Origin of the sequence: Ensifer sp. 1H6, from assembly GCF_001976035.1 — a bacterium.
GTDB classification, from domain to species: Bacteria; Pseudomonadota; Alphaproteobacteria; order Rhizobiales; family Rhizobiaceae; genus Ensifer; species Ensifer canadensis.
The window spans coordinates 46,697-69,583 of the sequence record NZ_MOAI01000023.1; the positions used below are offsets into that span (position 1 = coordinate 46,697).

Here is a 22,887-nt window from a genome sequence, read left to right on the forward strand (position 1 = left end):
CCATGGAAACGGCTATCTCCAAGACCGAATTCCGCAACGCGATGGCGCGGGTCTGTGCGCCCGTCAATGTCGTCACCACCAATGGACCCGCCGGGCGCGGCGGGTTCACTGCAACGGCGATGTGCTCGGTGACCGACGACCCGCCGAGCCTGCTCGTCTGCATGAACCGGAACTCGACGCAATGCGGCCTGTTCATCGACAACCGGCGCTTCTGCGTTAACGTGCTCAGCCACGACCACACCGAGCTCGCCGGCCATTTCGCCGGCGCCACCAAGGACATGGCAACCCGCTATGCCGCCGCCGACTGGGTCGAGATGCAGTCGGGAAGTCTCGCTGTGAAGGATGCGATCGTCTCGCTCGATTGCGAACTGGCGGAAGCAAGATTGCTCGGCACCCACCACATCCTGATCGGCCGCGTCGTCGGCATAAGATCGCGTAGCGACGGCAACGCGCTCCTCTACTTCGATCGCAACTACGTGCACGTGCCAACACAGCTCGGCAGTTTCGGCGGGTAGAATACCGAAATACAAAAACGAAACGGGCCGGTGTTCAACTCCGGCCCGTTTCGTTTGGTGGCGATTATTCGCTGCCCTCAGAGCTGGATCCAGGCGGTCTTGAGGTCGGTGTATTTGTCGAGCGCGTGCAGTGACTTGTCGTGGCCATTGCCCGACTGCTTCACTCCGCCAAGCGGCACCGTATTGTCGGCGCCGCCATAGGTGTTGACGTGCACGACGCCGGCCCGAATAGAGCGCACAATGCGATGCGCCCGCGACAGGTTCGCGGTCCAGACGGCCGCCGCAAGCCCGTATTCGGTGCCATTGGCGATGCGGAGCGCGTCGGCTTCATCGTCGAAGGGGATGATCGAGAGGATCGGCCCAAAGACTTCTTCTCTGGCGAGCGTCATGCCCGGATCGACGTCAAAAATCGTCGGCCGCATGTAGAAGCCGCCCGTTTCCTCGAGGATACGCTTGCCGCCGGCCCTCAGCCGCGCGCCCTCGGCTATCGCTTGCTCGGCGAAACCGAGATTCTTCTTAAGCTGGATTTCGCTGGAGATCGCACCGGCCTCGGTTGTCAGCAGTAGCGGATCGCCGACCTTCATGTTTGCTGCGATCGCCGCAACCTTCTCGGTAAAGGCCTCGTGGATCGATCGCTCCACCAGCAGGCGCGAGCCGGCAACGCAGACCTGGCCGGAGTTGCGGAAGATACCATAGGCTGAGATTTTCGCCGCCTGATCGAGATCCGGGGCATCGGCAAAGACGATGTTGGGCGACTTGCCGCCTAGCTCCAAATAGACGCGCTTGAGGTTGGAGCGCGCCGAATATTCAAGCAGTCGCCGGCCGACGCCGCCCGAGCCGGTAAAGGCGAGCACGTCGATATCCGCATGGAGACCGATCGCCTCGCCGGTGACCGCCCCCCTGCCCGTCACGACATTCAACACGCCCTCAGGCAGGCCGGCTTCGGCGCAAAGTTCGGCGAGCCGCAGCAAGGTCAGTGACGCGCCCTCTGCAGGCTTCAGAATGACCGAATTGCCGGCCGCGAGCGCCGGCGCGATCTTCCAGGCGCCGATCATCAGCGGAAAGTTCCAGGGAACGATAGCGGCGACAACACCGACGGGTTCGCGAAGAACGAGCCCGAGCACGTTGTCAGCGGTCGGCGCGATCTCGCCGTAGACCTTGTCGATCGCCTCGCCGTAGTAGCGAAAGGTACCGGCGGCGCTGCCTGGCTCAGCCTTCAGCGCCATCGAAATTTCGGTGCCATTGTCACGTACGCCGAGAACGGCAAGTTCGAGAGCATTTTTCTCGATGAGTTCGGCTATGCGCAGAAGCACCTTCTTGCGCTCCGCCGGTGCAGCCCTCGACCATGTGCCCTTCTCAAAGGCCGCCCGGGCGGCACGCGCAGCGGCATCGACGTCGTCGACATCAGCATCGGCGATGGTCGTGAGGCGCGTGCCATCGATCGGGGAAATGACATCCAGCATCCTGCCGGACTGGGCGCCGCGCCAGTTGCCGCCGATGAAGAGCTTTTGCGGCGGCACCACATTGCGGCGCAACTGGTCGATTTTTTCCTGCATGTTTTCCGTTCCATGTGTCAGGCAGAAGAGCGGCCGATTGCTCGGCCGCCCCTATCGGATCAGATCTCCTGGCCGGCGCCAAGCCGGGCAAATTCGAGCGGACGGCCCGATTTGAGCATCGCCGCCAAGCCAAGCCCGATGACGCCAGCGATAACGACAAGTCCGGGCAGGAAGACCGCAAGCAGACCGGTGGCGCCGGCGAGGTCGCCGAAGTTGATCGCAATGGCGATGATCACTGCAATCAGGATGATGCCTGTGATGACCGGGATGATCTTGGTCACCAGCGCATTCGATTCCAATCCCGGATTGCGATTGAAGAAAGCGACGATGGCAAAGGCGGTAAACGCCATCAGCACCATCACGGCCAGCGTGCCGACATTGGTCAGCCAGGAAAACAGCGCCAGCACCGGATCCTGTCCGGTTGCCGCAAACAGCGCAACGACAAGCACAGCTGTAATCGTCTGGATGACCGAGCCGGCGTGCGGGCTATGGTAGACCGGATGGGTGACGCCGATCGAAGCCGGCAACAGGCGCTCGCGGCCAGCGACGTAGAGATAGCGGGCGACACCATTGTGAAACGCCAACACGCCGGCAAACAGGCTGGTGACGAAGAGTACATTCATGATCGGCGGCAGCCAGCCTCCGGCATAGCGCTCGGCGAGACCGAAGAGGAAGGTGGTCGGATCGGCAAGGCCCTGCAGTTCCGGCACCAGCTTGTCTGCACCGGCCGCATTCACCATCAGCCAGGATGTCAGCATGTAGAAAACGCCGATAATCAGCACGGAAATATAGGTCGCGCGCGGCACGGTCCTGTGCGGATCGCGGGCTTCCTCGCTGTAGATCGTCGTCGCCTCGAAGCCGATGAAGGCTGCAAAGCAGAACAGGATGCCGATCGACGGCGAGCCGGACATCAGGGCCGAAGGCGCGAAGGACGTCATCGTCAGGCCGCTGTCGCCGCCCTTGGCGATGATCGCAACGTCGATGACCAGCACGACGAGATATTCGAGAATGACGAGCACCGTCAGCACTTTCGCTGACAGGTCGACGCGGCGGTAGCCGAGAACGCCGACAATCGCGATGCCGATGAAGGTCCAGACCCACCAGGGCAGGTCGAGGCCGAGCCCGGCAAAGAGGCCGGCGGTCGCCGCGCCGAACAGGCCGAAGACGCCGATCTGCATCGCGTTATAGGCAAGGATCGCGATCATCGCGGCGGCACCGCCCATCAACCCGCCGAGCCCCTGCGCGGTATAGGCGTAGAAGGCGCCGGCGTTGCGGATATGCCGCGCCATGGCGACGTAGCCGATCGAAAACATCAGAAGGATCAGCGTGACCAGCAGAAACGTGCCGGGAATGCCGGCGCCGTTGCCGAGCAGCATTGCCAGCGGCACACCGCCGGCGACCGCCGTCAACGGCGCGGCGGCCGATACCACGAGAAATGTGACGGCACCGACTCCGAGCGCATTCCTGCGCAGCTGGTTGGCGCCGGTTGCGGGCGACGATTGATTGTCCATAGCTTCTTAGCTCCCCTTTTCTTGGCACTATTTGCCTTCGCCTCAGGTCCATCTCTCCAAAGGCATCCTCCGCGAAGCTGCTGCTGACCATGTTGCTTTTTGTTCTTGGCCGCGCGCAATAATCGGTTCAATATTCAAACCGTTGCTTCAAATATAGACTTGCAAATGCCACGGCGACCTGTCAAGTTATTTCGCATGTTAAGTATCTCGGCCGGATAAAAACGCGATACGGGCGACCAAACCGCCTGGGAATCAAGGGAACAGGCATCGGGATCACTGACGGCGGCGCTCAACGACGGAGGACTGGATGAGCACCATCGGTAAGGCACTGACCCTGTTGGACGCGATCTCGCGACTGGACAGGGAAGTGGGCTTGAGCGACATCGCCAGGCATTGCGTGCTCGACAAGGCGACGGCGCGACGCTTTCTCGTCGAGCTTGAAAAACACGGTTTCGTCGAACAGGATCCGGATACCAAGCGCTACCGCATCGGCGGCGCGCCGGTCCGGCTTGCCCGCATCCGGGAAGCACGGTTCCCCTTTCTCACGCTCGCCATTCCATTCGTAAAAGAGCTTGCCAGCACATCAGGCGAGACCGTGCATCTCTCGGAATTCGTCGCCGACCGGCTTTCGACCGTTCACGTGGAAGATTCGCCGCGCGCCCATCGGGTCATCGTCGACATCGGCAGCGCGTTGCCCTTCCATGCGACCGCATCCGGCCACGCCTTCCTCGCCTTCTGCCCGGCAAGGCAGATCGAAGATGCACTGTCCATGCCCCTTGAAGCCTTCACCGAGTACACGATCACGTCGAAAACAGAACTTCGCCGCCTGCTCGTAGAGACCGCCCACCGCGGCTATTCGATCAGCCAGCAGGGGCTCGAAAGCGGCGTCATCAGTGTCGCCGCCCCGATCCGTGCGCCGGACAGCGTGCCGATCGGCGCGATCGCCGTTGCAGCCCCGCAGGTGCGCGCCAATGCCGACACGATCGAGCAACTCGGACCGGCAACGGCGGCGATCGCGAAACGCATTTCGGAGAAATTCTTTGGGTTGGAGCAGGTGCCTGCCAATCCGCTGGCAAGGAGGGCCGGCTGATGAATGCGATGAACCGTCTACCCAACATCCTTGTCGTTGGGACGGGAGACACCAAATGCGAAGAGCTTCAATTCATGGCATCCGTCATTCGCGAGGCCGGTGGCCTGCCTGTGATGATCGACGTCAGCGTTCTCGGTGATCCGCCCTATGCGCCGGAATATTCCCGTCACGATATCGCCAAGGCGGCAGGCACGTCGATCGTAGCGATTGCCGCAAGCGGCGACGAAAACAGTGCGATGGAGTTGATGGCCAAGGGTGCGGCGGCCCTCACCCGCAGCCTCTACGATGCGGGCCAGGCCGATGGCGTCATCATTCTCGGCGGTTCGATGGGCACGGACCTGGCACTCGACGTCGCTGCAGCCCTGCCGCTCGGCGTGCCGAAGTTCGTCGTCTCGACGATCGCCTATTCGCACCTGCTGCCGCCGGAACGCATCGCGCCCGATCTGATGATGATCCTGTGGGCGGGCGGACTTTACGGCCTCAACGGCATTTGCCGGTCGGTGCTTTCGCAAGCCTGTGGCGCCGTCGTCGGGGCGGCGCGCTTCGGCACCAAACCGGACAAGGAGCGGCCGCTCATCGGCATGACCTCGCTCGGATCGAGCTGCCTCAAATACATGAAATACCTGAAGCCCGAACTTGAGCGCCGCGGCTATGACGTCGCAGTGTTTCATGCGACCGGCATGGGCGGCCGCGCCTTCGAGGCGATTGCCGCACAGAACGGCTTTACCGCCGTCTTCGACTTCTGCATCCAGGAAGTCAGCAACCATCATCACGGCACCGTCGTCACGTCAGGGCCAGATCGGCTGGAAAATGCCGGACGCGCCGGAATTCCGCAGCTTGTAGCACCGGGAGCAGTCGATATGGTCGACCTGCCCGCCTGGCAGGCATTGCCCGCAGCCTTAGCTGGCCGGCCCTATCATGCCCACAACCGGCTGCTGGGCTCGGTGACGACATCGCCAGAAGGCCGGCGCGAGATCGCCCGCATCATCGGCGGCAAGCTCGCCGTGACCAGCGCCGAAGTCGCCTTCATCCTGCCGCTCAAGGGCATCCAGGAATGGGACAAGCCGGTGGAACCGCTGCACGAACCTGAAGCGCTCGACGCCTTCATCGACGAGATGCGCCGCGCCGTCCCCTCCTCCGTCAGCCTTCATGAAATCGACAGCCACATCAACGCACCGGAGTTTTCGGCAAAGGCGCTCGCCATCTTCGACGACTGGATCGCCCGCGGCGTGATCCCGGGAGGCCGCCCGTGACGGATCGCGCTCTCATCCTCGACTTCGGCGGCGTCGTTACACGCACGCTGTTTGAAACCCACGATGTCACCGAGCGCGCGCTCGGCCTTGCCCCCGGCAGCCTGACCTGGCGGGGGCCGTTCGACACCGCCACCGATCCACTCTGGGTGTCGATGCAGAGGCGCGAGATCACCGAGCGCGACTATTGGACGGAGCGCACCCGCGAAGTCGGGCACCTCGTCGGTGAAGACTGGACGGATATGAAGACCTTCGTCCAGCGCGCGCGCGGCGCCGAGCCGGAACTGGTGCTGCGCCCGGAAGCGCGCGATGCGATCCTACAGGCCAAGGACGCCGGTATCAGGCTCGCCATTCTTTCCAACGAGCTCGATCTTTTCTACGGGGTCGAGTTTCGCAAGCGCTTCCCGCTGATCCAGCTTTTCGACGTCATCGTCGATGCCACCTACACCGGCATCCTGAAACCGGACCCGCGGGCCTACGAACTCGCACTTTCCGAGCTCGGCCTGCCGCGAGAGGCCTGCGTCTTCGTCGACGACCAGAAAAAGAACATTGAGGGCGCCGAGGCAGTGTCCCTGCCCAACGTGCACTTCGATGTCACCAGACCCGCCGAAAGCTACGCCAGAGCCCTCCGGATGCTCGGCATTTGAACTGACCAGGAGCAAGACATGCGCGAAACCAATTTCCTCATCGAGAACAACGCCCGCCACCTGTGGCATCCGATGGCACACCCCGCCGAAATGCACGCGACGCCGCCGCGCATCATCAATGCCGGCGAGGGCGTGGAGATCGTCGACATCCACGGCAAGAAGGTACTCGATGCGGTCGGCGGCTTGTGGAACGTCAATCTCGGTTATTCCTGCGAGCCGGTGAAGAAGGCGATCCGCGATCAGCTCGACGACCTGCCCTATTATTCGACCTTCCGCGGCACCACCAACTCGCCGCTGATCGAGCTTTCCTATGAACTTGCCGAATGGTTCAAGGAGGATGGCCTCAGCCGCTCGTTCTTCACCTCGGGCGCTCGGACTCGGTCGAGACCTGCCTTCGCCTCGCCCGCCAGTACCACAAGCTCAACGGCCAGCCGGAGCGCACCAAATTCGTCGCGCTGAAGAAGGGCTACCACGGCACGCATTTCGGCGGCGCGTCGGTCAATGGCAACTCTAATTTCCGCCGCAACTACGAGCCGCTGCTGCCGGGCGTCTTCCACCTTCCCGCCCCCTATACCTACCGCAATCCGTTCGCGACGACGGACGGCGCCGAGATCGCCAGGGGCATTGCCCGCCTCTTCGAAGACGAGATCGCCTTCCAGGGGGCCGACACCATCGCCGCGCTGATCATGGAGCCGGTGCTCGGTGCCGGCGGCGTGATCGTGCCGCACGAAACCTTCATGCCGCTAATGCGCGAGATCTGCGATCGCCACGGCATCCTGCTGATTGCTGACGAGGTGATCACCGCCTTCGGCCGCACCGGCGCCTGGACCGGTTCGCGTCTTTGGGGTGTCAAGCCGGACCTGATGTCGACGGCCAAGGCCATCACCAACGGTTATTATCCCTTCGGCGCGGTGATGATCTCGGACAAGGTTGCCGAGGCTTTCGAGACCAACAGGACGGCTGCCGGTTCGATCGGCCATGGCTACACCTATTCCGGTCACCCGGTCGGTGCGGCTGCCGCCCTTGCAACCCTCAAGGAAACAAAACGCCTTGATGTGGCGGCCAATGCGGGCGCGCGCGGCGAGGAGTTGATGGCCGGCCTGCAAGCTCTGAAGGCCAACCACGACCTCATCGGCGATGTGCGCGGCAAGGGCCTGATGTGCGCGCTCGAACTGGTGTCGGACCAGGCAAAGAAATCGCCGGCTGCCAAGGACGTGGTGCAGAAGGTCCAGGACGCAGCCTATGAGGCTGGTGTCATGGTCCGCACCTCCGGCCCGAACGTGATCCTGTCGCCGCCACTCGTGATCACTGCCGAGGATGTCACGCGCATTCTTTCGGCGCTCGACGCCGGCCTGAGTGCTGCCGGGGGCAAATGACATGAGCGACACGGCAGCGCTGCTGGCACGCCGCGAACGGCTGCTCGGCAAGAACATGTCGCTGTTTTACAGCGACCCGGTCCATATCATCAGGGGAGAAGGCGTCTGGCTCTTTGACGCCGACGGCAGACGCTATCTCGACTGCTACAACAATGTGCCGCATGTCGGCCATTGCCATCCCCGCGTGGTCGAAGCGATCACCCGGCAGGCATCGACGCTGAACACCCACACGCGCTACCTGCACGAGGGTATCCTCGACTATGTCGAACGACTGACCGCGACGTTCGATCCTAGTCTAGACACAGCGATCCTGACCTGCACCGGCAGCGAGGCCAACGACATTGCCCTGCGCATGGCTCAGGCGGTGACCGGAAAAACCGGGGTCATCGCCACCGATCACACCTATCACGGCAACACTGCCTCCGTTTCGCAGCTTTCCACCCGGATGCCGCCGGTCGGCGGCTCCGGCGGCCATGTGCGCCACGTGCCGGCACCGGATAGCTACCGGCCACTCGGCGGCGTTTCCGGCGAAGCCTTTTCGATCGCGTTTGCGGCCGAAGTGGAAAAGGCGATCGCCGAGCTGCAGAAAAGCCCGTTTGGTTTTTCCGCGCTGATCATCGACCCGTTCTTCGCCAATGAGGGCTTCCCCGATCTACCTGAGGGCTTCCTCGACAGGACCGTTGCGGCCGTGCGGAAAGCCGGCGGCGTGGTGATTGCCGACGAGGTCCAGCCCGGTTTCGGCCGCACGGGCGGGCACATGTGGGGCCACCAGAAGGCCGGCATCACCCCCGACATCGTCACGCTAGGCAAGCCGATGGGCAACGGCCATCCGATCGGCGGCGTCGTTGCCGGCAGCGATGCGCTGAACGCGTTCCGCAAGGCGTTCCGCTACTTCAACACCTTCGGCGGCAATCCGGTGTCCTGCGCCGCGGCAATGGCCGTGCTCGACGTCATCGAGGATGAAAAGCTTGTAGATAATGCCCGCGAGGTCGGCGCCTATTCCAAGGCCGGCATCGACCGGCTCAGGCACAAGCACGCCATCATCGGCGACGTGCGCGGCAGCGGCTTGTTCTTCGGAGCGGAACTCGTGCTCGACCGGGGTAACAAGACGCCGGCCGCCGAACTCGCCACCAAGGTCATCAACGACATGCGCGAGCGTGGCGTGCTGATGGGCAAGCTCGGCATCCATCAATGCGCGACAAAGATCCGCCCGCCGATGCCGTTCTCCAAGGAGAACGCCGACCTGATGTTGTCGACCCTCGACGACGTGCTTTCAGGCTTGTGAACGCGCCATGGCCGAGCATCTGCCACAACATCTGCTGCTAGCACTCGAGGCCCGCGCACTGGAGGCCATAACCCACTGGGGACTTGCCGACGTGCGGCCCGAGCTGCTGAAATATCGGGAGAACGCCGTCTTCCGGGTCACCCTCGCCGACGGCGAGCCGGCTGCGCTCAGACTGCACCGACCGGGTTATCACGACGAGGCCGCGCTGCGCTCCGAACTGCAGTGGATGACAGCCTTGGGCGACGGCGGCCTTACGGTGCCGAGCGCGATTGCGACACCGGACGGCCGTCTTCTCGTGCATCTCGACCCGACCGATGATTTTGGCGCACAGCATGCCGATATCGTCAGCTGGCTGGACGGCTCGCCGTTCGGTGAAAGCGGCGTTCCGCTCGCGCATAGCGGTGAGAGGCAGATCGTCCTGTTTCATGCGCTTGGGGCCATGATGGCCGACATGCACAACCTTGCCGATCGCTGGTCGGCGCCATCAGGCTTCAAACGTCCTGCCTGGGACATCGCGGGCCTGCTTGGCGAAAGGCCGGTCTGGGGCCGCTTCTGGGATTGCGAGGGCCTGTCGGTCGAGCAGAGGTGTGGGCTCGGCATTCTGCGCGATCGGCTTCGGAGCATTCTGGAAAACGTGCCTGCGGGCGAGTTCGACTACGGCCTCGTCCATGCCGACCTCGTGCGCGAGAACGTGCTGGTTTGTGACGACGGCGTGGCGTTCATCGATTTCGACGACGCGGGCTTCGGCTTTCGCCTGTTCGATATCGCGACGGCGCTCCTGAAGAACCGCAATGAACCGGCCTACGAGGCGATCGAAAGGGCGTTGATCGAAGGATACAGAAGCAAGCGCCCATTGACGGATCCGGCACTTTCGGCGCTGCCGATCTTCATGGCGCTTCGTAGCCTCACCTATATCGGCTGGTTTGCCGCGCGCCCGGAACTTCCGGACGCGGAGGCGCGTGTGCGTCGTTACGCGGATGAGGCGTTGCTCTTGGCGCAAGCGCTACCGGTCCTCGCATGAGGAATGCAGATGCCTTATCAATCGCCGAGCGTTGCGAGCTCGTCCAGCATGTCGAGCAACACCTCAACACGTTCGCGGCCGTAACGCGCTTCGAGCTGGTCGTAGATCGCCCGGCTTTCCGGGCTGACATCGGCAATGACGCGCATGCCCGCGGGCGCGATCTCGAGCAGCACGCGACGACCGTCGTCGGCGTCCTTGTGCTTGGTGATCAGTCCGCGCTCCTCGAGCGAGCGATGATACGCGTGAGGCTCGGCGCCAAAATGAAGGCCTTGTCGGCCATCTCGGACGCGTCGACCTTGCCGGATTCTGCGAGGATCCGGATGACGCGCCATTGCTGCTCGGTGATTTCGTGACGCGCCAGCATCGGTCGGAAATGCCCCATCACCGCTTCGCGCGCGCGCAGAAGCGCGATCGGCAGCGACCGACGCGTATTGTGGGGAAGAAGGGCGTCGGGCCCAAGCTCGATCGGGGTTTTCGCACGGCTCATGCGCGATCTATGGGCGATTTTTCACCTTTCTGCAATTGCCGGCGAGCTTCGGGCGACAGCGAAAGTCGCTTGACACGGAACGGCATATTGTTAACGTGTTAATTAATAAACAGAGAGACACGGGGGACAGGAAATGCCGCACTTCACGATCGAACATTCCGCCAATCTCGACGCGCGCGTCGACTTCGACCGCCTGTGCCGCACGATCCACAAGACCATCCTCGGCACCGGTCTCTTTGAAACCGGCGCCGTTCGCGTGCGCGCAATCCGCAGTGCCGACTACGCGATTGCCGATCTCTTGCCTGAGAACAGTTTCATCGACATGTCCTTCCGAATCGGCTGGGGCCGCTCGGACGCCGAAAAGCAGGCGACCGGGACGGCCATCTTCGATGCCGCCACACAAGAGCTCGCAAGCCTTTTCGACACACCTCATTTCGCCCTCAGCCTGGAGATCCGCGAAATCGACCCGGATCTCAGCTGGAAGAAGAACGCGATCCACCCGCGCCTTCGAAAGCAGGGCAACTGACCCCGGCAGAAGTCGGCAAGAGTTTCTGCGCCCGCACAACGGCAGCGCACCACGATTGGAGAATGACATGTCCAAACTCGACGAGAACTTCAAGAAGGCGGACGCCTATCTCGCCCGCTTCGGCACGCACGGCGTCTTGAACCACATCAATGGCGAAGCCGTGCCGGCGCTGGATGGCGACAGCTTCGAGACGATCTCGCCAGTCGATCTCAAGCCGCTTGCAACCGTCTCACGCGGCAAAGCAGCCGATATCGACCGCGCTGCCCGTGCCGCGAAGGAGGCCTTCCCAGCCTGGGCCGCCATGCCGGGCGAAACGCGCAAAAAACTTCTGCACAAGATCGCCGATGCCATCGTCGCGCGCGCCGAGGAGATTGCCTTCGTCGAATGCATGGACACGGGGCAGTCGCTCAAGTTCATGGCCAAGGCCGCTCTGCGTGGTGCGGAGAACTTTCGCTTCTTTGCCGATCGCGCACCGGAGGCCCGCGACGGCAAGGTGCTACGCGGTGACAACCAGATCAACATGACCACGCGCGTACCGATCGGCCCGGTCGGCATCATCACGCCCTGGAACACGCCGTTCATGCTGTCGACTTGGAAGATAGCGCCCGCGCTCGCGGCCGGCTGCACCATCGTCCACAAGCCGGCGGAGTTCTCGCCGCTGACGGCCCGCCTGCTCGTCGAGATCGCCGAGGAAGCCGGTCTACCCAAGGGTGTCTGGAACCTGGTCAACGGCTTTGGCGAGGACGCCGGCAAGGCGCTGACCGAGCACCCTGCCATCAAGGCCATCGGCTTCGTCGGCGAAAGCCGGACGGGATCGCTGATCATGAAACAGGGCGCCGACACGCTGAAGCGGGTGCATTTCGAGCTCGGCGGCAAGAACCCGGTCGTCGTCTTTGCCGACGCCGATCTGGAGCGCGCCGCTGACGCCGCGGTCTTCATGATCTATTCGCTGAACGGTGAACGCTGCACCTCCTCTTCTCGGCTGCTGGTGGAAGACAGCATCTACAACAGCTTTACCGCGCTGGTTGCCGAGAAGGCCAAGCGCATCAGGATCGGTCATCCGCTCGATCCGGAAACCGTAGTCGGGCCGCTGATCCACCCGGAGCATGAAAAGAAGGTGCTCGAATACATCGGCATCGGCCAGGAAGAAGGTGCGACGGTTGCTGCCGGCGGTGCAAAGTTCGACGGCCCCGGTGGCGGCTGCTACGTCCAGCCGACGCTCTTTACCGGCGCCAACAATTCCATGCGGATCGCGCAGGAGGAGATCTTCGGGCCGGTCCTGACCGCCATTGCCTTCAAGGACGAGGCGGAGGCGCTGGAGCTTGCCAACGACGTTCAATACGGCCTTACCGGCTACCTCTGGACCTCCGACATCACGCGCGCCTTCCGCTTCACCGATCATCTCGAGGCGGGGATGATTTGGGTCAATTCCGAAAATGTCCGTCATCTGCCGACGCCCTTTGGCGGCGTCAAAAGCTCCGGCATCGGCCGCGACGGCGGCGACTGGTCGTTCGACTTTTACATGGAAACCAAGAACATCGCGTTTGCCAGCTCGGCGCATGCGATCGCCAAGCTCGGCGGCTGAGCGCGAGACACGAACCGCGCCGCCCAAAACTGGAGGAGACAAGAATGCCCTTACCGAAGCCGAACCTTCACCCGCCTTTCAACATCGTGCGGCTGAGCCATGTCGAACTCGCCGTCACCGATCTCGCCAAATCGCGCGCCTTCTATGTCGATGTGCTGGGCCTGCAGGTGACCGACGAGACGGCCGACACGATCTATCTGCGCGCCATGGAAGAACGCGGCCATCACTGCATCGTGCTGAAGAAGGCAGCGACTGCCGAAGCCCGCGATCTCGGTTTCAAGGTCTTTGGTGACGAGGACCTCGACAAGGCGGCGCATTTCTTCAAGCAGAAGGGGTTGCCGGTCGAATGGATCGAGCGGCCCTATCAGTCGCGCACCTTCCGCACCCGCGATCCGCAGGGCATTCCCTTGGAATTCTATTCGAAGATGGACCGCCTGCCGCCGATCCATCAGAAATATGCGCTTTATCGCGGCGTAAAGCCGCTGCGCATCGACCATTTCAACTGCTTCTCGCCCAATGTCGACGACGCCGTCGCCTTCTATAACGAGATCGGTTTCCGGGTGACCGAGTATACGGCCGACGAGGAGACCGGCCGGCTCTGGGCGGCCTGGACCCACCGCAAGGGCGGCGTACACGACATCGCCTTTACCAATGGTCGCGGCCCGCGCCTGCATCATACCGCCTTCTGGGTGCCGACGCCGCTCAACATCATCGACCTGCTCGACCTGATGTCGACCTCCGGCTGGCTCGCCAATATCGAGCGCGGCCCCGGACGTCATGGCATTTCCAATGCCTTCTTCCTCTATGTCCGCGATCCCGACAACCACCGCATCGAGATCTATTGCTCGGACTACCAGACCGTTGATCCCGATCTCGAACCGATCAAATGGGATCTCAAGGACCCGCAGCGCCAAACGCTCTGGGGCGCGCCTGCGCCACGCTCCTGGTTCGAAGAGGGCAGCCAATTTGCAGACGCCGAGACGGTGGAACCGGCGTTGAAGGCGCAACCTATCATCGCCCCGTAAATCGAGGCATGAAAGGTGGATGCCGGCACAACAGGGCCGGCACCAATGGCGCAAGGGGAGGAACGTTATGGACGAGAAGACTTTCGGTGAGTGGTCGCAGAAAGCGGCGGAATGGGGATCGGCCTATCGGGCGTCGCTACGCGACAGGCCTGTTCGCGCCCAGACGGCACCGGGCGCGATCGCAGCCCAGATCCCGAGCAAGCCGCCCCAGACCGGCGAGGACATTGCGGCGATCTTCGAGGATTTCGAAAACATCATCCTGCCGGGCATGACCCATTGGCAGCACCCGCGCTTCTTCGCCTATTTCCCTGCCAACGCCGCCCCGGTTTCCGTCATCGCCGAATATCTGGTGACGGCGATGGCCGCCCAATGCATGCTGTGGCAGACCTCCCCCGCTGCCACGGAGCTCGAAACCAGGGTGATCGACTGGCTGCGCCAGGCGATCGGCCTGCCCGACGGCTTTTCCGGCGTGATCCAGGACTCGGCGTCCTCCGCCACGCTCTCCGCCGTACTCGTCATGCGCGAGCGCGCCTTGAACTGGAAAGGCAACAAGCAAGGACTGAGCGCACACGCGCCCTTGCGCATCTACTCCTCGGACCAAGTCCACACCTCGATCGACCGGGCCATCTGGGTGTCGGGCATCGGCGAGGAAAACCTCGTGCGCATACCGGCGGCCGGGCCGCTCCACGCAATGGACTGCCAAGCGCTCGAAGCGGCCATTATCAGGGATAAAGACGCAGGTTTCCTGCCGGCCGGCGTCATTGCCTGTACCGGCGGCACCAGCACCGGCGCCTGCGACGATATCGCCGAAGTCGTTCGCGTCGCCCACAAGCACGGCCTTTATGTCCATGTCGATGCGGCATGGGCCGGGTCGGCAATGATCTGCGAGGAATTCCGCTCGCTCTGGGCCGGTGTCGAAGAGGCGGATTCTGTCGTCTTCAACCCGCACAAATGGCTCGGCGCCCAGTTCGACTGCTCTGCCCATTTCATCCGCAATCCCGATGATCTCGTCCGCACGCTGGCGATCCAACCGGAATATCTGAAGACCCATGGCCGCGACGGCATCATCAACTATTCTGAATGGACGATCCCGCTCGGAAGGCGCTTCCGCGCCCTGAAGCTGTGGTTCCTGCTGCGCTTCCACGGGCTGGATGGTCTGAAGACGATGATCCGCAACCACGTCGCCTGGGCAAATCGCCTGGCCGCGCGCCTCGGCGCGAACGAAAACTTCGAAATCGTCACCGCGCCGCGCTTCTCGCTGTTCTCGTTCCGCCATCGCGGTGGCGCCGACAGCGACGCCCACAACATCGCGCTGGTCAATGCCATCAACGACGATGGCCGCATTTACCTGACCCAGACGCGGGTCGACGGCCGCGTCGCCATCCGCTTCCAGGCAGGCCAGTTCGACATGACCGAGGCGGACGCCGATGTCGCCTTCGATGTCATCACCGAGGTCGCTGCGGGCATGGCTAACCGGTGATCTGCGGGATCAAACATGTCTGCCCGTCGGCATCGCCCGACCAGGCCGGAGGATTGAAATGACGCTTGCGAAATTCGCCAGTTTTTACACGAGCGACGGTCAGGGATACGGCCTTGTCAGCGACCACGGCATCATCGATCTGTCCCGGCGTTATTGCTCGAAATGGCCGACGCTGCGCGAGGTCATTGCCGACGGCGCCCTGACAAGGCTTGCGGACGAAGCCGCCACCCTCGCCCCCGACGTGTCGCTCGCCGATATCCGCTTCGAAATCCCGATCCCCGCGCCGGAAAAGATCATCTGCGTCGGAGTCAATTTCCCCGATCGCAACGAAGAGTACCGGGATGGGCAGGCAGCACCTCCCAACCCGTCGTTGTTCATCCGTTTTCCGCGCTCCTTTACCGGGCACGGACAGCCGCTGATCCGCCCGCCTGAAAGCCCGCAGCTCGACTACGAGGGCGAGATCGTCATCGTCATCGGCAAGGGCGGCCGGCGCATCCCCGAAGGCTCGGCGCTCGACCATATAGCTGCGTTGTCGCTCTGCAACGAAGGCACGATCCGCGACTGGGTGCGCCACGCCAAGTTCAACGTCACGCAAGGCAAGAACTTCGACCGCACGGGTTCGATCGGGCCATGGCTGGTTCCCTTCACCAACGAGGCGCAGATCGCAGACATCAAGCTCGAAACCCGCGTCAATGGTTGGGTCCGCCAGCAGGACCGAACCAGCCGGATGATCTTCTCCTTCCGCAAGATCATCAACTACGTCTCGACCTTCACCACGCTGGTGCCCGGCGACGTGATCGTCACGGGAACGCCGACCGGTGCCGGCGCCCGCTTCGACCCGCCGATCTGGCTGAAACCCGGCGATGTCGTCGAGGTCGAGGCCGATGGCATCGGCCTGCTTCGCAACCCCATCGCCGACGAGGTGTGAGCCGTGTTGAACGCCAGCGAAATCGCCGATGCCGCAAGGACGCTCGATGCGGCGGAGGCGAGCCGTATCCAGACCGGCCTTCTCTCCCTGAAGCATCCCGACATGACCATGGACGACGCCTACGCCGTGCAATCGGCCTGGGTGAAGCAGAAGATCGCCCGCGGACGCAGGGTCATCGGCTGGAAGATCGGGCTGACGTCGAAGGCGATGCAATATGCGCTGAACATCGATATTCCCGATTCCGGCGTGTTGTTCGACGACATGATGTTCGAGGACGGCGCCACGATCCCCAGGGATCGTTTCATCCAGCCGCGCATCGAGGCCGAGATCGCTTTCGTCATGAAGGCGCCGCTCGCCGGCCCCAATGTCAGCGTCTTCGACGTCCTCAATGCTACCGACTACGTCACTCCAGCGCTCGAGATTCTCGACACACGCATCCTGCGTGTCGATCCGGAAACGAAGAAGGCCCGAACCATCGTCGACACCATTTCCGACAATGCCGCCAATGCCGGCATCGTCATCGGCGGCCGCGCCATGCGCCCGCAGGATGTCGACATGCGCTGGATGGGCGCCATCGTCTCGCGCAATGCCGCGGTTGAAGAAACCGGGCTTGGTGCAGGCGTCCTCAACCATCCGGCCCGCGGCATCGCTTGGCTTGCCAACCGGCTTGCCAGCTATGGCGACCGCATCGACGCCGGCCAGATTGTGCTTGCCGGCTCGTTCATCCGCCCCGTCGAGGCCCGGCACGGCGACACCATCGTCGCCGATTTCGGGCCGCAGGGAACCGTCAGCTGCTTCTTCGAATAGGGTGCGCCCATGCCTGCTCCACGCAATATGTTCAAGCTTGCCCTTTCCGAGGGCCGGCCGCAGATCGGCCTTTGGCTGGCCCTCGCCAATCCCTACACCGCCGAGATCTGCGGCGGTGCCGGTTTCGACTGGCTGCTGATCGACGGCGAACATGCCCCGAACGACGTGCCGCTGATGATGGCGCAGCTCCAGGCGCTCTCCAGTTCGACGAGCCATCCGATCATCCGCCCGCCGATCGGCGAGGCGTGGCTGATCAAGCAGCTTCTCGATCTCGGCGCGCAGACGCTGCTGGTGCCTATGGTCGAGACCGGCGAACAGGCCCGCGCGCTGGTCCGTGCCGTGCGGTATCCGCCCCACGGCATGCGCGGCGTCGGCGCAGCGCTTGCCCGCGCGTCGGCCTTCAACCGCATTGATGATTATCTCCCGACCGCCAATGCCGAGATCTGCCTGCTGTTGCAGGTGGAAAGCCGTGCGGGACTGGCGGCACTGGACGATATTGCGTCGACCGAAGGGGTCGATGGCGTCTTCATCGGTCCGGCGGATCTGGCGGCCGACATGGGCTTCCTTGGCCGGCCCGGGGCACCCGAGGTGCAGGAGGCGGTCGAGGCTGCACTCGCGCGCATACAGTCGCACGGCAAGGCTGCCGGCATCCTGACCTCGGACACCGCACTCGCCAAGCGCTACCTCGAACTGGGCGCGCTCTTCGTCGCTGTTGGGAACGATGTTAGCCTGCTCGTGGGAGCGACCAGCCGCCTGCGTGCGAACTTTGCCGAACAGCCGGTTGCGCCGCCCGCATCCGGCTATTGAGAGGCAACGCCACCGAGTGCATAGGGTCGCTTCGATTGCATTTGGTCGAGCGCCCGCGCCACGCCGGCCTGAAGATCGATGCGCGGCGCAAGGCCATAGGACGCCTGCAGCGCCGTATCGCCACAACGGAAGAACACGCCCTCGGGCTTGTCTGACCGGCCGCTTACTCTCGGCTCCCAGCCGATGCACCGGCTGACCAGTTGGGCGAGTTCAATGAAGGAGGTGGCGATGCCGGTGGAGATGTTGAGAGATGCGCCGTTCTGCAACCGGGTAAAGGTTCGCCAGACGAAATCGACGCAATCCGAGATATGGATGAAGTCGCGACATTGCCGGCCCGAGCCCCAGACGAAAACCTCTTCCGTGCCGCGCTCATCGAGGAGCCGTCTGCAGATCGCCGGGAATGGATAGCTCAGGTCCTGATCCTCGCCGTAGCCGCTGAACGGCCGGTAGGCGACCGCCCGCCCGCCATAATTCTCGACATAAAGCTTCATGAGGTATTCGCCGCTGAGCTTCGCCCAGCCGTAACTCAGATCCGGGACGCCGATCGTGTGCTCGAAGTCGATCATGTCTTCGCTCAGCTTGCGGTACCCTTCCGGGCGCTGGAGGCTCACGGGATAAGCGGCACTCGAGCTGAAATAGATGACGGATCCCGGACGCGTGCGCGCGGCCCAGCGCCACATATCGGTGTCCACCGCGAGATCCTCAGCAACCAGAAGCGTCTGGGTCTCCAGCATGACACGACCGCCGACCATCGCGGCGAGATGAAACACCATGTCGAAACGGTCGTCGGAGCGATCGAAGTAGCGGCGGCAATCCTCCTCGATGAGGGAGAAGCCGCCCCTCGGCGGGTTCGGCCAATCCTCAGGACGCATTGCCCCGGTTCCGCGCGCGAGCTTATCGACGCAAACGACCTCGACACCTTCCGACATCAGCTTGCCGCAGAGATGGCGTCCCACAAATCCGGCTCCGCCGGTCACCAATGCACGCGCCATCCTCTCTCCCTTTCAGATCCGGCTGGCCATCCCAAACTCTGGATGTCCAGGTCGCCCCACCGCCCCTGTCATCACATCACGGATCGAAAATTTGATCCGTCCGGCATAGATATCGACCATCCGCTGGTGCCATTCATCGCGCGAAGGCGCGATCCTCTTGCCATAGGCGAATGCACCCTCGCTCAAACGCCGAACGAGATCGTCGTTTTCCATCAGCACCATCTTCTCGGCGAGGGATCGGGCATTGCCGCTCTGAAAAACCAGCCCCGCCTGGTTCTCTTCGATTTCTCTGGCAATGAGCGCATTGCTGCTGGCGATCACCGGTATGCCCGACATCAGCGCCTCGGCGGCGACGAGACCGTAGGGTTCGGGCATCCGCGACGGCATGAAAAAATAGCGTGCCTTGGCCGCGACGGCGGTAACCTCGCCGTCATCAAGCCATCCCGGAACATGACAGTGAGGAAGTGTGTGTTGTATTTCCTGGAGCAACGGCCCTTGTCCAATCAAGGTCGCCGCCTTGCCCGTCACGTTGAGCGCCTCGGCCAGCGTACGGACGCCCTTTTCTACCGTCATGCGGCCAAGAAACATGGCGCGTTCGTTCTTCCAGGCTTCAACGGGAAACCGCGTGAGCGGCGTCGACGGCGTGCGCAACGTCAGGAAGTTTCGAAGCGAGCCCGTGCTCAGGTAAGGTTCCATGGCTTCATGCGCGAGAATGACACCGACGCGGCCCCAGAAGACCTCACCCGCGGCGCTCTGGGTCATCGAACGGCCGAAACGCCACAGCTTGTGAAGGTAGTTGCGCTTGTCGCAGGCGCTGGCCAAGCAACCGGCAGTCAGCGGTTTCTCCTCGCAGATATCGCCCTTCCCGAAATGAGCATACGCGCCGTTCGGACAGCTCAGAAAGAAATCATGCGCGGTAACGATGACCTTGGCGTCACTGCGCTCCAGCGCGTGAAAAATCGAAGGGGACAGGATCTGTGACCAACCGTGAACATGAACGACCGTGTCACTTCCGGACTTGAGCAATCGGCGCAAGGCACGGTAGGCGCGGCCGTTGAAATTCCTGTCGAACAGGTTTGCGAAGCGGACGCCGTCGCGCAAGGGGCGCTCGCCCAGCGCCTCCACCTGTACGCCCGGGAATCGCAAGCGAATGCCCGCACCGTCATCCCCGACCAGAACGGAACAGTCGAGCCCCGCCGCAACGCCTGCCTCAATGCATTGGAGCGCGACCTTGGTCGCACCGCCCAGGGCCTCCGACACGTCGTTGACAACGATAAGCCGCATGAACACTTGCCTCTCGGAGACTTTACTGGGCGACCTGGATCTCCCCCATTTGGCTGCCGCTTGCCGACGGTTTGCAAGATATCAATTTGCGGTAGACGCTGCGCGCGGATGGACGGAATAACGCCTTGCCAAATACCTCAAGGCGCGCACTGTCGGGCCGAAATGGCCGTTAAGCCTTTGCCTCCACCGACGGCAGGCAGGCTTTCGGCACAGCTTCGCTGTTGTTATTTTGCGAGAACGTAGACGCCGTAAAGCAGGATCGGCACGGCCGCAGCGACGGCTGCAATCAACCCCAGGCGCTTCTCGATGAAATGCCGGACGGCTTCGCCGTGCCGGCGAAGAACCGCCGCCAAAATGAAGAAGCGCGCGCCGCGCGTGATCACCGCCGACGCGATGAACATGCCAAGGCTGACATTGGCGGCACCAGAGAGGATGGTGACGACCTTCATCGGCGGCACGTGCGCAAGCCCCGATGTCACCAGCAGAAGCACGATTGCCTCCATGTCGACCGAAGCGCGCATCGATTCGAACGCATCGATCTTGCCGTAGAACTGCAGGATTGGACGGGCGATCGCGTCGAAGGCGTAGTGTCCGAGGAACCAGCCCGCGATGCCGCCGAGCACCGAGAACAGTGTGGCAATGAAGGCATAACGATAGGCCCTATGCGGTTTTGCCAGCACCATCGGCAGGAACAGGACGTCTGCCGGAACGACGAAGACGGAGCTTTCGACAAAGGCTACCAGCGCCAGCCACCATGCGGCGGACTTCCGGCCAGCGAGGTCCATCGTCCAATTGTACAAACTGCGAAGCATGGGAAATCCGGTCGTTCATCGGGGGCGTCCCGTGCGGGACCTTGGCGGGAAGCGTTCCGATCCCCGATGCCGGGGACAGAGGCTGAACACGCAACGATAATATCCAGTCGACTACCAAACAGGCGGACTTTTGTCTGCCTTGAAATCGCGCCAGAGCAACTTGAGCGACGGTCCTATTGGTCCGCCCCGCCAGCAAAGCTATCCGTAGCCTCGCGTCTTTCGGCCGGAGCCGATCCTGAGGCGCCAGCCATCGCCGCCAGGCTCAGTCATGGAACTTTTGTTGTTTCGTGATATTGAAAGCCAACTTCACGTAACTTATAAAGATACGATCTTGAGACGAAGAGGCCCGATATGACCCATGACGTAATCATCCTTGGCGGCAGCTACGCCGGCCTTTCCGCCGGCCTTCAACTCGCCCGCGCCCGCAGGAGCGTGCTGGTTATCGACACCGGAATGCGGCGGAACCGTTTCGCCGCGACATCGCACGGTTTCCTGACCCAGGATGGCAGCGCGCCGGCTGAAATCGCCGCCGAAGCCCGCTCGCAATTGATGGAATACCGGTCGGTCGAATGGCTGCAGACTGCGCCATAAGTGCCGAACGTGTGCAGGATGGCTTCAAGGTCGCCCTGCAGCAGGGCCCCGATGTCACTGGCAAACGGCTTGTCCTCGCCACCGGCGTCACCGACGTCCTGCCGGATCTTGACGGGCTTGCCGAACGCTGGGGCAGGAGCGTCTTCCATTGCCCCTATTGCCATGGCTACGAACTCGACCAGGGTAGGATCGGCGTGCTCGCGACGTCGCCCCTTTCGATGCATCAGGCGCTGATGCTGCCGGACTGGGGTCCGACCACCTTCTTTCTCAACGGTGCATTCGAGCCCGACGCGGACCAGCTACAGCAGCTTGCATGGCGCAATGTCACGCTGGAGCACGGGCTTATCGACAGGATCGAGGGTGAACGGGTCGATGTCGTCATGAAGGACGGGCGGGTGTTGCCGATGGACGGCATATTCACCACCACCAGGACGGTGGTCTCGGCGCCATTTTCCGAACAGCTCGGCTGCACCTTGGACGACGGCCCGCTCGGACGCTACATCCGAACCGATGCGATGAAGGCAACGACGGTTCCGGGCGTCTTTGCCTGCGGAGATGCGGCAAGGCCGACGGGGTCGGTCGCGCTCGCCGTTGGAGACGGTGCCATGGCCGGAGCTGCAACCCACCGCTCGCTGATGTTCGACTGACAGCGACTGCAGCGGGTCCGGGCGTCACGCCGCTGGACAATGAAACGGCGGCCTCCCCTAGGCGGCACTATCCATGCTATCAGATGCGAAACAGGGAAGATTGCCAATGCGCCAGGACGGACGGCTTTCACGGCTGCTGCATGTGTTGCTGCACATGGAAAAGCACGCAGCGCCGATGACATCCGAAACCATTGCCCGGATGCTCGGCACGAACTCCGTCGTCGTGCGCCGGACGATGGCCGGCCTTCGCGATGCCGGTTACGTGTCGTCCGAGAAGGGCCATGGCGGCGGTTGGACGTTGTCGCGGCCGCTTTCCGAGATCACCCTCCTCGACGTCTATCGAACCATCGGCAGTCCCGGCTTCTTCGCCATGGGTGTCGCAACCGACGAACCGCAATGCCTGGTCGAACAGGCTGTCAATTCGGCGCTGGAGCGAACACTCGATGAGGCAGAGACCCTGCTGCTCGCGCGATTGGGCGAGATCGCCATCTCCGATATCGCCGCCGATTTCGAGCGGCGCTATGGCGCTGTCACGGGCAACCGATTGTCCTCGTGCAAAGGTCATCCGACAGAGCCGAGTTGAAGACCTCGTCACTGATTGAACCGGACATCGTTTGTTTTTCCGGCTGATGACAGGTTCCCTCAATGAACGTGCGCGAGGATCG

The 22,887-nt window shown here is 62.8% G+C and carries 19 protein-coding genes and 3 pseudogenes; 16 read left to right on the forward strand and 6 right to left on the reverse strand.

Translation table 11 applies throughout. From position 1 onward, the window contains the following. Positions 1 to 2: 2 nt before the first annotated feature. Entirely contained in the window at positions 3 to 515 is a 513-nt protein-coding gene (locus tag BKP54_RS24005; RefSeq protein WP_057225027.1) for a flavin reductase, read from the forward strand. A 77-nt stretch (positions 516 to 592) separates the two neighbouring features. Here the strand turns inward: BKP54_RS24005 and BKP54_RS24010 are convergent, their stop codons facing one another. Both BKP54_RS24010 and BKP54_RS24015 read right to left on the reverse strand, forming a co-directional pair. Then, positions 593 to 2,071 carry an aldehyde dehydrogenase gene (locus BKP54_RS24010; RefSeq protein WP_057225029.1) on the reverse strand — a complete coding sequence of 493 codons (1,479 nt, stop codon included), beginning with the start codon at positions 2,069 to 2,071 and terminating at the stop codon, positions 593 to 595. Positions 2,072 to 2,130: 59 nt separating this feature from the next. Further along, entirely contained in the window at positions 2,131 to 3,582 is a 1,452-nt protein-coding gene (locus BKP54_RS24015; RefSeq protein WP_057225031.1) for an APC family permease, read from the reverse strand. Between the two features lie 307 nt (positions 3,583 to 3,889). Here BKP54_RS24015 and BKP54_RS24020 point away from each other — a divergent pair, with 307 nt between their 5' ends. The 6 genes and pseudogenes from BKP54_RS24020 to BKP54_RS24045 all read left to right on the forward strand — a co-directional run bounded on the left by BKP54_RS24020 (position 3,890) and on the right by BKP54_RS24045 (position 10,251). Next, the gene (locus BKP54_RS24020; protein WP_057225033.1) at positions 3,890 to 4,672 is read left to right on the forward strand and encodes an IclR family transcriptional regulator; all 783 of its coding nucleotides are present in this window, start codon (positions 3,890 to 3,892) and stop codon (positions 4,670 to 4,672) included. Next, positions 4,672 to 5,925, forward strand: coding sequence for a Tm-1-like ATP-binding domain-containing protein (locus tag BKP54_RS24025; protein WP_084815032.1), 1,254 nt, complete (start codon positions 4,672 to 4,674; stop codon positions 5,923 to 5,925). The genes BKP54_RS24020 and BKP54_RS24025 overlap by 1 nt, the downstream gene beginning before the upstream one ends. Continuing rightward, the gene (locus tag BKP54_RS24030) at positions 5,922 to 6,569 is read left to right on the forward strand and encodes an HAD-IA family hydrolase (RefSeq protein ID WP_057220701.1); all 648 of its coding nucleotides are present in this window, start codon (positions 5,922 to 5,924) and stop codon (positions 6,567 to 6,569) included. Before BKP54_RS24025 ends, BKP54_RS24030 begins: the two co-directional genes overlap by 4 nt. A gap of 18 nt (positions 6,570 to 6,587) precedes the next feature. Then, positions 6,588 to 7,945: pseudogene (locus tag BKP54_RS24035) on the forward strand (aspartate aminotransferase family protein). Position 7,946: 1 nt separating this feature from the next. Further along, positions 7,947 to 9,230 (forward strand): aminotransferase class III-fold pyridoxal phosphate-dependent enzyme, encoded by a 1,284-nt coding sequence (locus tag BKP54_RS24040; RefSeq protein ID WP_057225040.1) that lies wholly within the window; start codon positions 7,947 to 7,949, stop codon positions 9,228 to 9,230. Positions 9,231 to 9,237: 7 nt separating this feature from the next. Then, a complete protein-coding gene (locus BKP54_RS24045) occupies positions 9,238 to 10,251 on the forward strand; it encodes a phosphotransferase (protein WP_084815033.1) in 1,014 nt (337 codons plus the stop codon). A 17-nt stretch (positions 10,252 to 10,268) separates the two neighbouring features. Here the strand turns inward: BKP54_RS24045 and hpaR are convergent. Further along, positions 10,269 to 10,738: pseudogene (gene hpaR, locus BKP54_RS24050) on the reverse strand (homoprotocatechuate degradation operon regulator HpaR). Between the two features lie 133 nt (positions 10,739 to 10,871). On the opposite strand from hpaR, the gene BKP54_RS24055 reads away from it, so the two are divergent. The 7 genes from BKP54_RS24055 to hpaI all read left to right on the forward strand — a co-directional run bounded on the left by BKP54_RS24055 (position 10,872) and on the right by hpaI (position 17,896). Next, the gene (locus tag BKP54_RS24055) at positions 10,872 to 11,264 is read left to right on the forward strand and encodes a 5-carboxymethyl-2-hydroxymuconate Delta-isomerase (RefSeq protein WP_057225045.1); all 393 of its coding nucleotides are present in this window, start codon (positions 10,872 to 10,874) and stop codon (positions 11,262 to 11,264) included. Positions 11,265 to 11,331: 67 nt separating this feature from the next. Then, positions 11,332 to 12,849: a 5-carboxymethyl-2-hydroxymuconate semialdehyde dehydrogenase gene (hpaE, locus tag BKP54_RS24060; protein ID WP_057225047.1), complete on the forward strand. Its 1,518-nt coding sequence runs from the start codon at positions 11,332 to 11,334 to the stop codon at positions 12,847 to 12,849. A 44-nt stretch (positions 12,850 to 12,893) separates the two neighbouring features. Next, positions 12,894 to 13,874 carry a 3,4-dihydroxyphenylacetate 2,3-dioxygenase gene (gene hpaD, locus BKP54_RS24065; protein ID WP_084815034.1) on the forward strand — a complete coding sequence of 327 codons (981 nt, stop codon included), beginning with the start codon at positions 12,894 to 12,896 and terminating at the stop codon, positions 13,872 to 13,874. 67 nt (positions 13,875 to 13,941) lie between these two features. Then, positions 13,942 to 15,354, forward strand: coding sequence for a pyridoxal-dependent decarboxylase (locus BKP54_RS24070; protein ID WP_084815035.1), 1,413 nt, complete (start codon positions 13,942 to 13,944; stop codon positions 15,352 to 15,354). 58 nt (positions 15,355 to 15,412) lie between these two features. Continuing rightward, entirely contained in the window at positions 15,413 to 16,282 is an 870-nt protein-coding gene (locus tag BKP54_RS24075) for a fumarylacetoacetate hydrolase family protein (RefSeq protein ID WP_084815036.1), read from the forward strand. A gap of 3 nt (positions 16,283 to 16,285) precedes the next feature. Continuing rightward, positions 16,286 to 17,089 (forward strand): 2-oxo-hept-4-ene-1,7-dioate hydratase, encoded by an 804-nt coding sequence (hpaH, locus tag BKP54_RS24080; protein WP_057214618.1) that lies wholly within the window; start codon positions 16,286 to 16,288, stop codon positions 17,087 to 17,089. Positions 17,090 to 17,098: 9 nt separating this feature from the next. Then, positions 17,099 to 17,896, forward strand: a complete 798-nt coding sequence (gene hpaI, locus BKP54_RS24085) for a 4-hydroxy-2-oxoheptanedioate aldolase (protein ID WP_084815037.1) — start codon at positions 17,099 to 17,101, stop codon at positions 17,894 to 17,896. Here the strand turns inward: hpaI and BKP54_RS24090 are convergent. The 3 genes from BKP54_RS24090 to BKP54_RS24100 all read right to left on the reverse strand — a co-directional run bounded on the left by BKP54_RS24090 (position 17,890) and on the right by BKP54_RS24100 (position 20,984). Continuing rightward, positions 17,890 to 18,888, reverse strand: a complete 999-nt coding sequence (locus BKP54_RS24090) for an NAD-dependent epimerase/dehydratase family protein (RefSeq protein WP_057207374.1) — start codon at positions 18,886 to 18,888, stop codon at positions 17,890 to 17,892. The two genes, hpaI and BKP54_RS24090, sit on opposite strands and share 7 nt — an antisense overlap. Positions 18,889 to 18,900: 12 nt before the next feature. Then, a complete protein-coding gene (locus BKP54_RS24095; protein WP_063991849.1) occupies positions 18,901 to 20,172 on the reverse strand; it encodes a glycosyltransferase in 1,272 nt (423 codons plus the stop codon). Positions 20,173 to 20,396: 224 nt separating this feature from the next. Further along, a complete protein-coding gene (locus BKP54_RS24100) occupies positions 20,397 to 20,984 on the reverse strand; it encodes a YqaA family protein (RefSeq protein ID WP_084815038.1) in 588 nt (195 codons plus the stop codon). A gap of 351 nt (positions 20,985 to 21,335) precedes the next feature. Here BKP54_RS24100 and BKP54_RS24105 point away from each other — a divergent pair. Together BKP54_RS24105 and BKP54_RS24110 are read left to right on the forward strand one after the other, a co-directional pair. Then, positions 21,336 to 22,222, forward strand: a pseudogene (locus tag BKP54_RS24105) (NAD(P)/FAD-dependent oxidoreductase). 106 nt (positions 22,223 to 22,328) lie between these two features. Beyond that, positions 22,329 to 22,805 carry an Rrf2 family transcriptional regulator gene (locus BKP54_RS24110; RefSeq protein WP_025428268.1) on the forward strand — a complete coding sequence of 159 codons (477 nt, stop codon included), beginning with the start codon at positions 22,329 to 22,331 and terminating at the stop codon, positions 22,803 to 22,805. Positions 22,806 to 22,887 lie beyond the last annotated feature (82 nt).

Excerpts from the sequence above, each read along its gene's own strand:
- BKP54_RS24005 (WP_057225027.1), top strand. The coding sequence starts at position 3 with ATGGAAACGGCTATCTCCAAGACCGAATTCCGCAACGCGATGGCGCGG.
- BKP54_RS24010 (WP_057225029.1), bottom strand. The coding sequence starts at position 2,071 with ATGCAGGAAAAAATCGACCAGTTGCGCCGCAATGTGGTGCCGCCGCAA.
- BKP54_RS24015 (WP_057225031.1), bottom strand. The coding sequence starts at position 3,582 with ATGGACAATCAATCGTCGCCCGCAACCGGCGCCAACCAGCTGCGCAGG.
- BKP54_RS24020 (WP_057225033.1), top strand. The coding sequence starts at position 3,890 with ATGAGCACCATCGGTAAGGCACTGACCCTGTTGGACGCGATCTCGCGA.
- BKP54_RS24025 (WP_084815032.1), top strand. The coding sequence starts at position 4,672 with ATGAATGCGATGAACCGTCTACCCAACATCCTTGTCGTTGGGACGGGA.
- BKP54_RS24040 (WP_057225040.1), top strand. The coding sequence starts at position 7,947 with ATGAGCGACACGGCAGCGCTGCTGGCACGCCGCGAACGGCTGCTCGGC.
- BKP54_RS24045 (WP_084815033.1), top strand. The coding sequence starts at position 9,238 with ATGGCCGAGCATCTGCCACAACATCTGCTGCTAGCACTCGAGGCCCGC.
- BKP54_RS24055 (WP_057225045.1), top strand. The coding sequence starts at position 10,872 with ATGCCGCACTTCACGATCGAACATTCCGCCAATCTCGACGCGCGCGTC.
- hpaE (WP_057225047.1), top strand. The coding sequence starts at position 11,332 with ATGTCCAAACTCGACGAGAACTTCAAGAAGGCGGACGCCTATCTCGCC.
- hpaD (WP_084815034.1), top strand. The coding sequence starts at position 12,894 with ATGCCCTTACCGAAGCCGAACCTTCACCCGCCTTTCAACATCGTGCGG.
- BKP54_RS24070 (WP_084815035.1), top strand. The coding sequence starts at position 13,942 with ATGGACGAGAAGACTTTCGGTGAGTGGTCGCAGAAAGCGGCGGAATGG.
- BKP54_RS24075 (WP_084815036.1), top strand. The coding sequence starts at position 15,413 with ATGACGCTTGCGAAATTCGCCAGTTTTTACACGAGCGACGGTCAGGGA.
- hpaI (WP_084815037.1), top strand. The coding sequence starts at position 17,099 with ATGCCTGCTCCACGCAATATGTTCAAGCTTGCCCTTTCCGAGGGCCGG.
- BKP54_RS24090 (WP_057207374.1), bottom strand. The coding sequence starts at position 18,888 with ATGGCGCGTGCATTGGTGACCGGCGGAGCCGGATTTGTGGGACGCCAT.
- BKP54_RS24095 (WP_063991849.1), bottom strand. The coding sequence starts at position 20,172 with ATGCGGCTTATCGTTGTCAACGACGTGTCGGAGGCCCTGGGCGGTGCG.
- BKP54_RS24100 (WP_084815038.1), bottom strand. The coding sequence starts at position 20,984 with ATGCTTCGCAGTTTGTACAATTGGACGATGGACCTCGCTGGCCGGAAG.
- BKP54_RS24110 (WP_025428268.1), top strand. The coding sequence starts at position 22,329 with ATGCGCCAGGACGGACGGCTTTCACGGCTGCTGCATGTGTTGCTGCAC.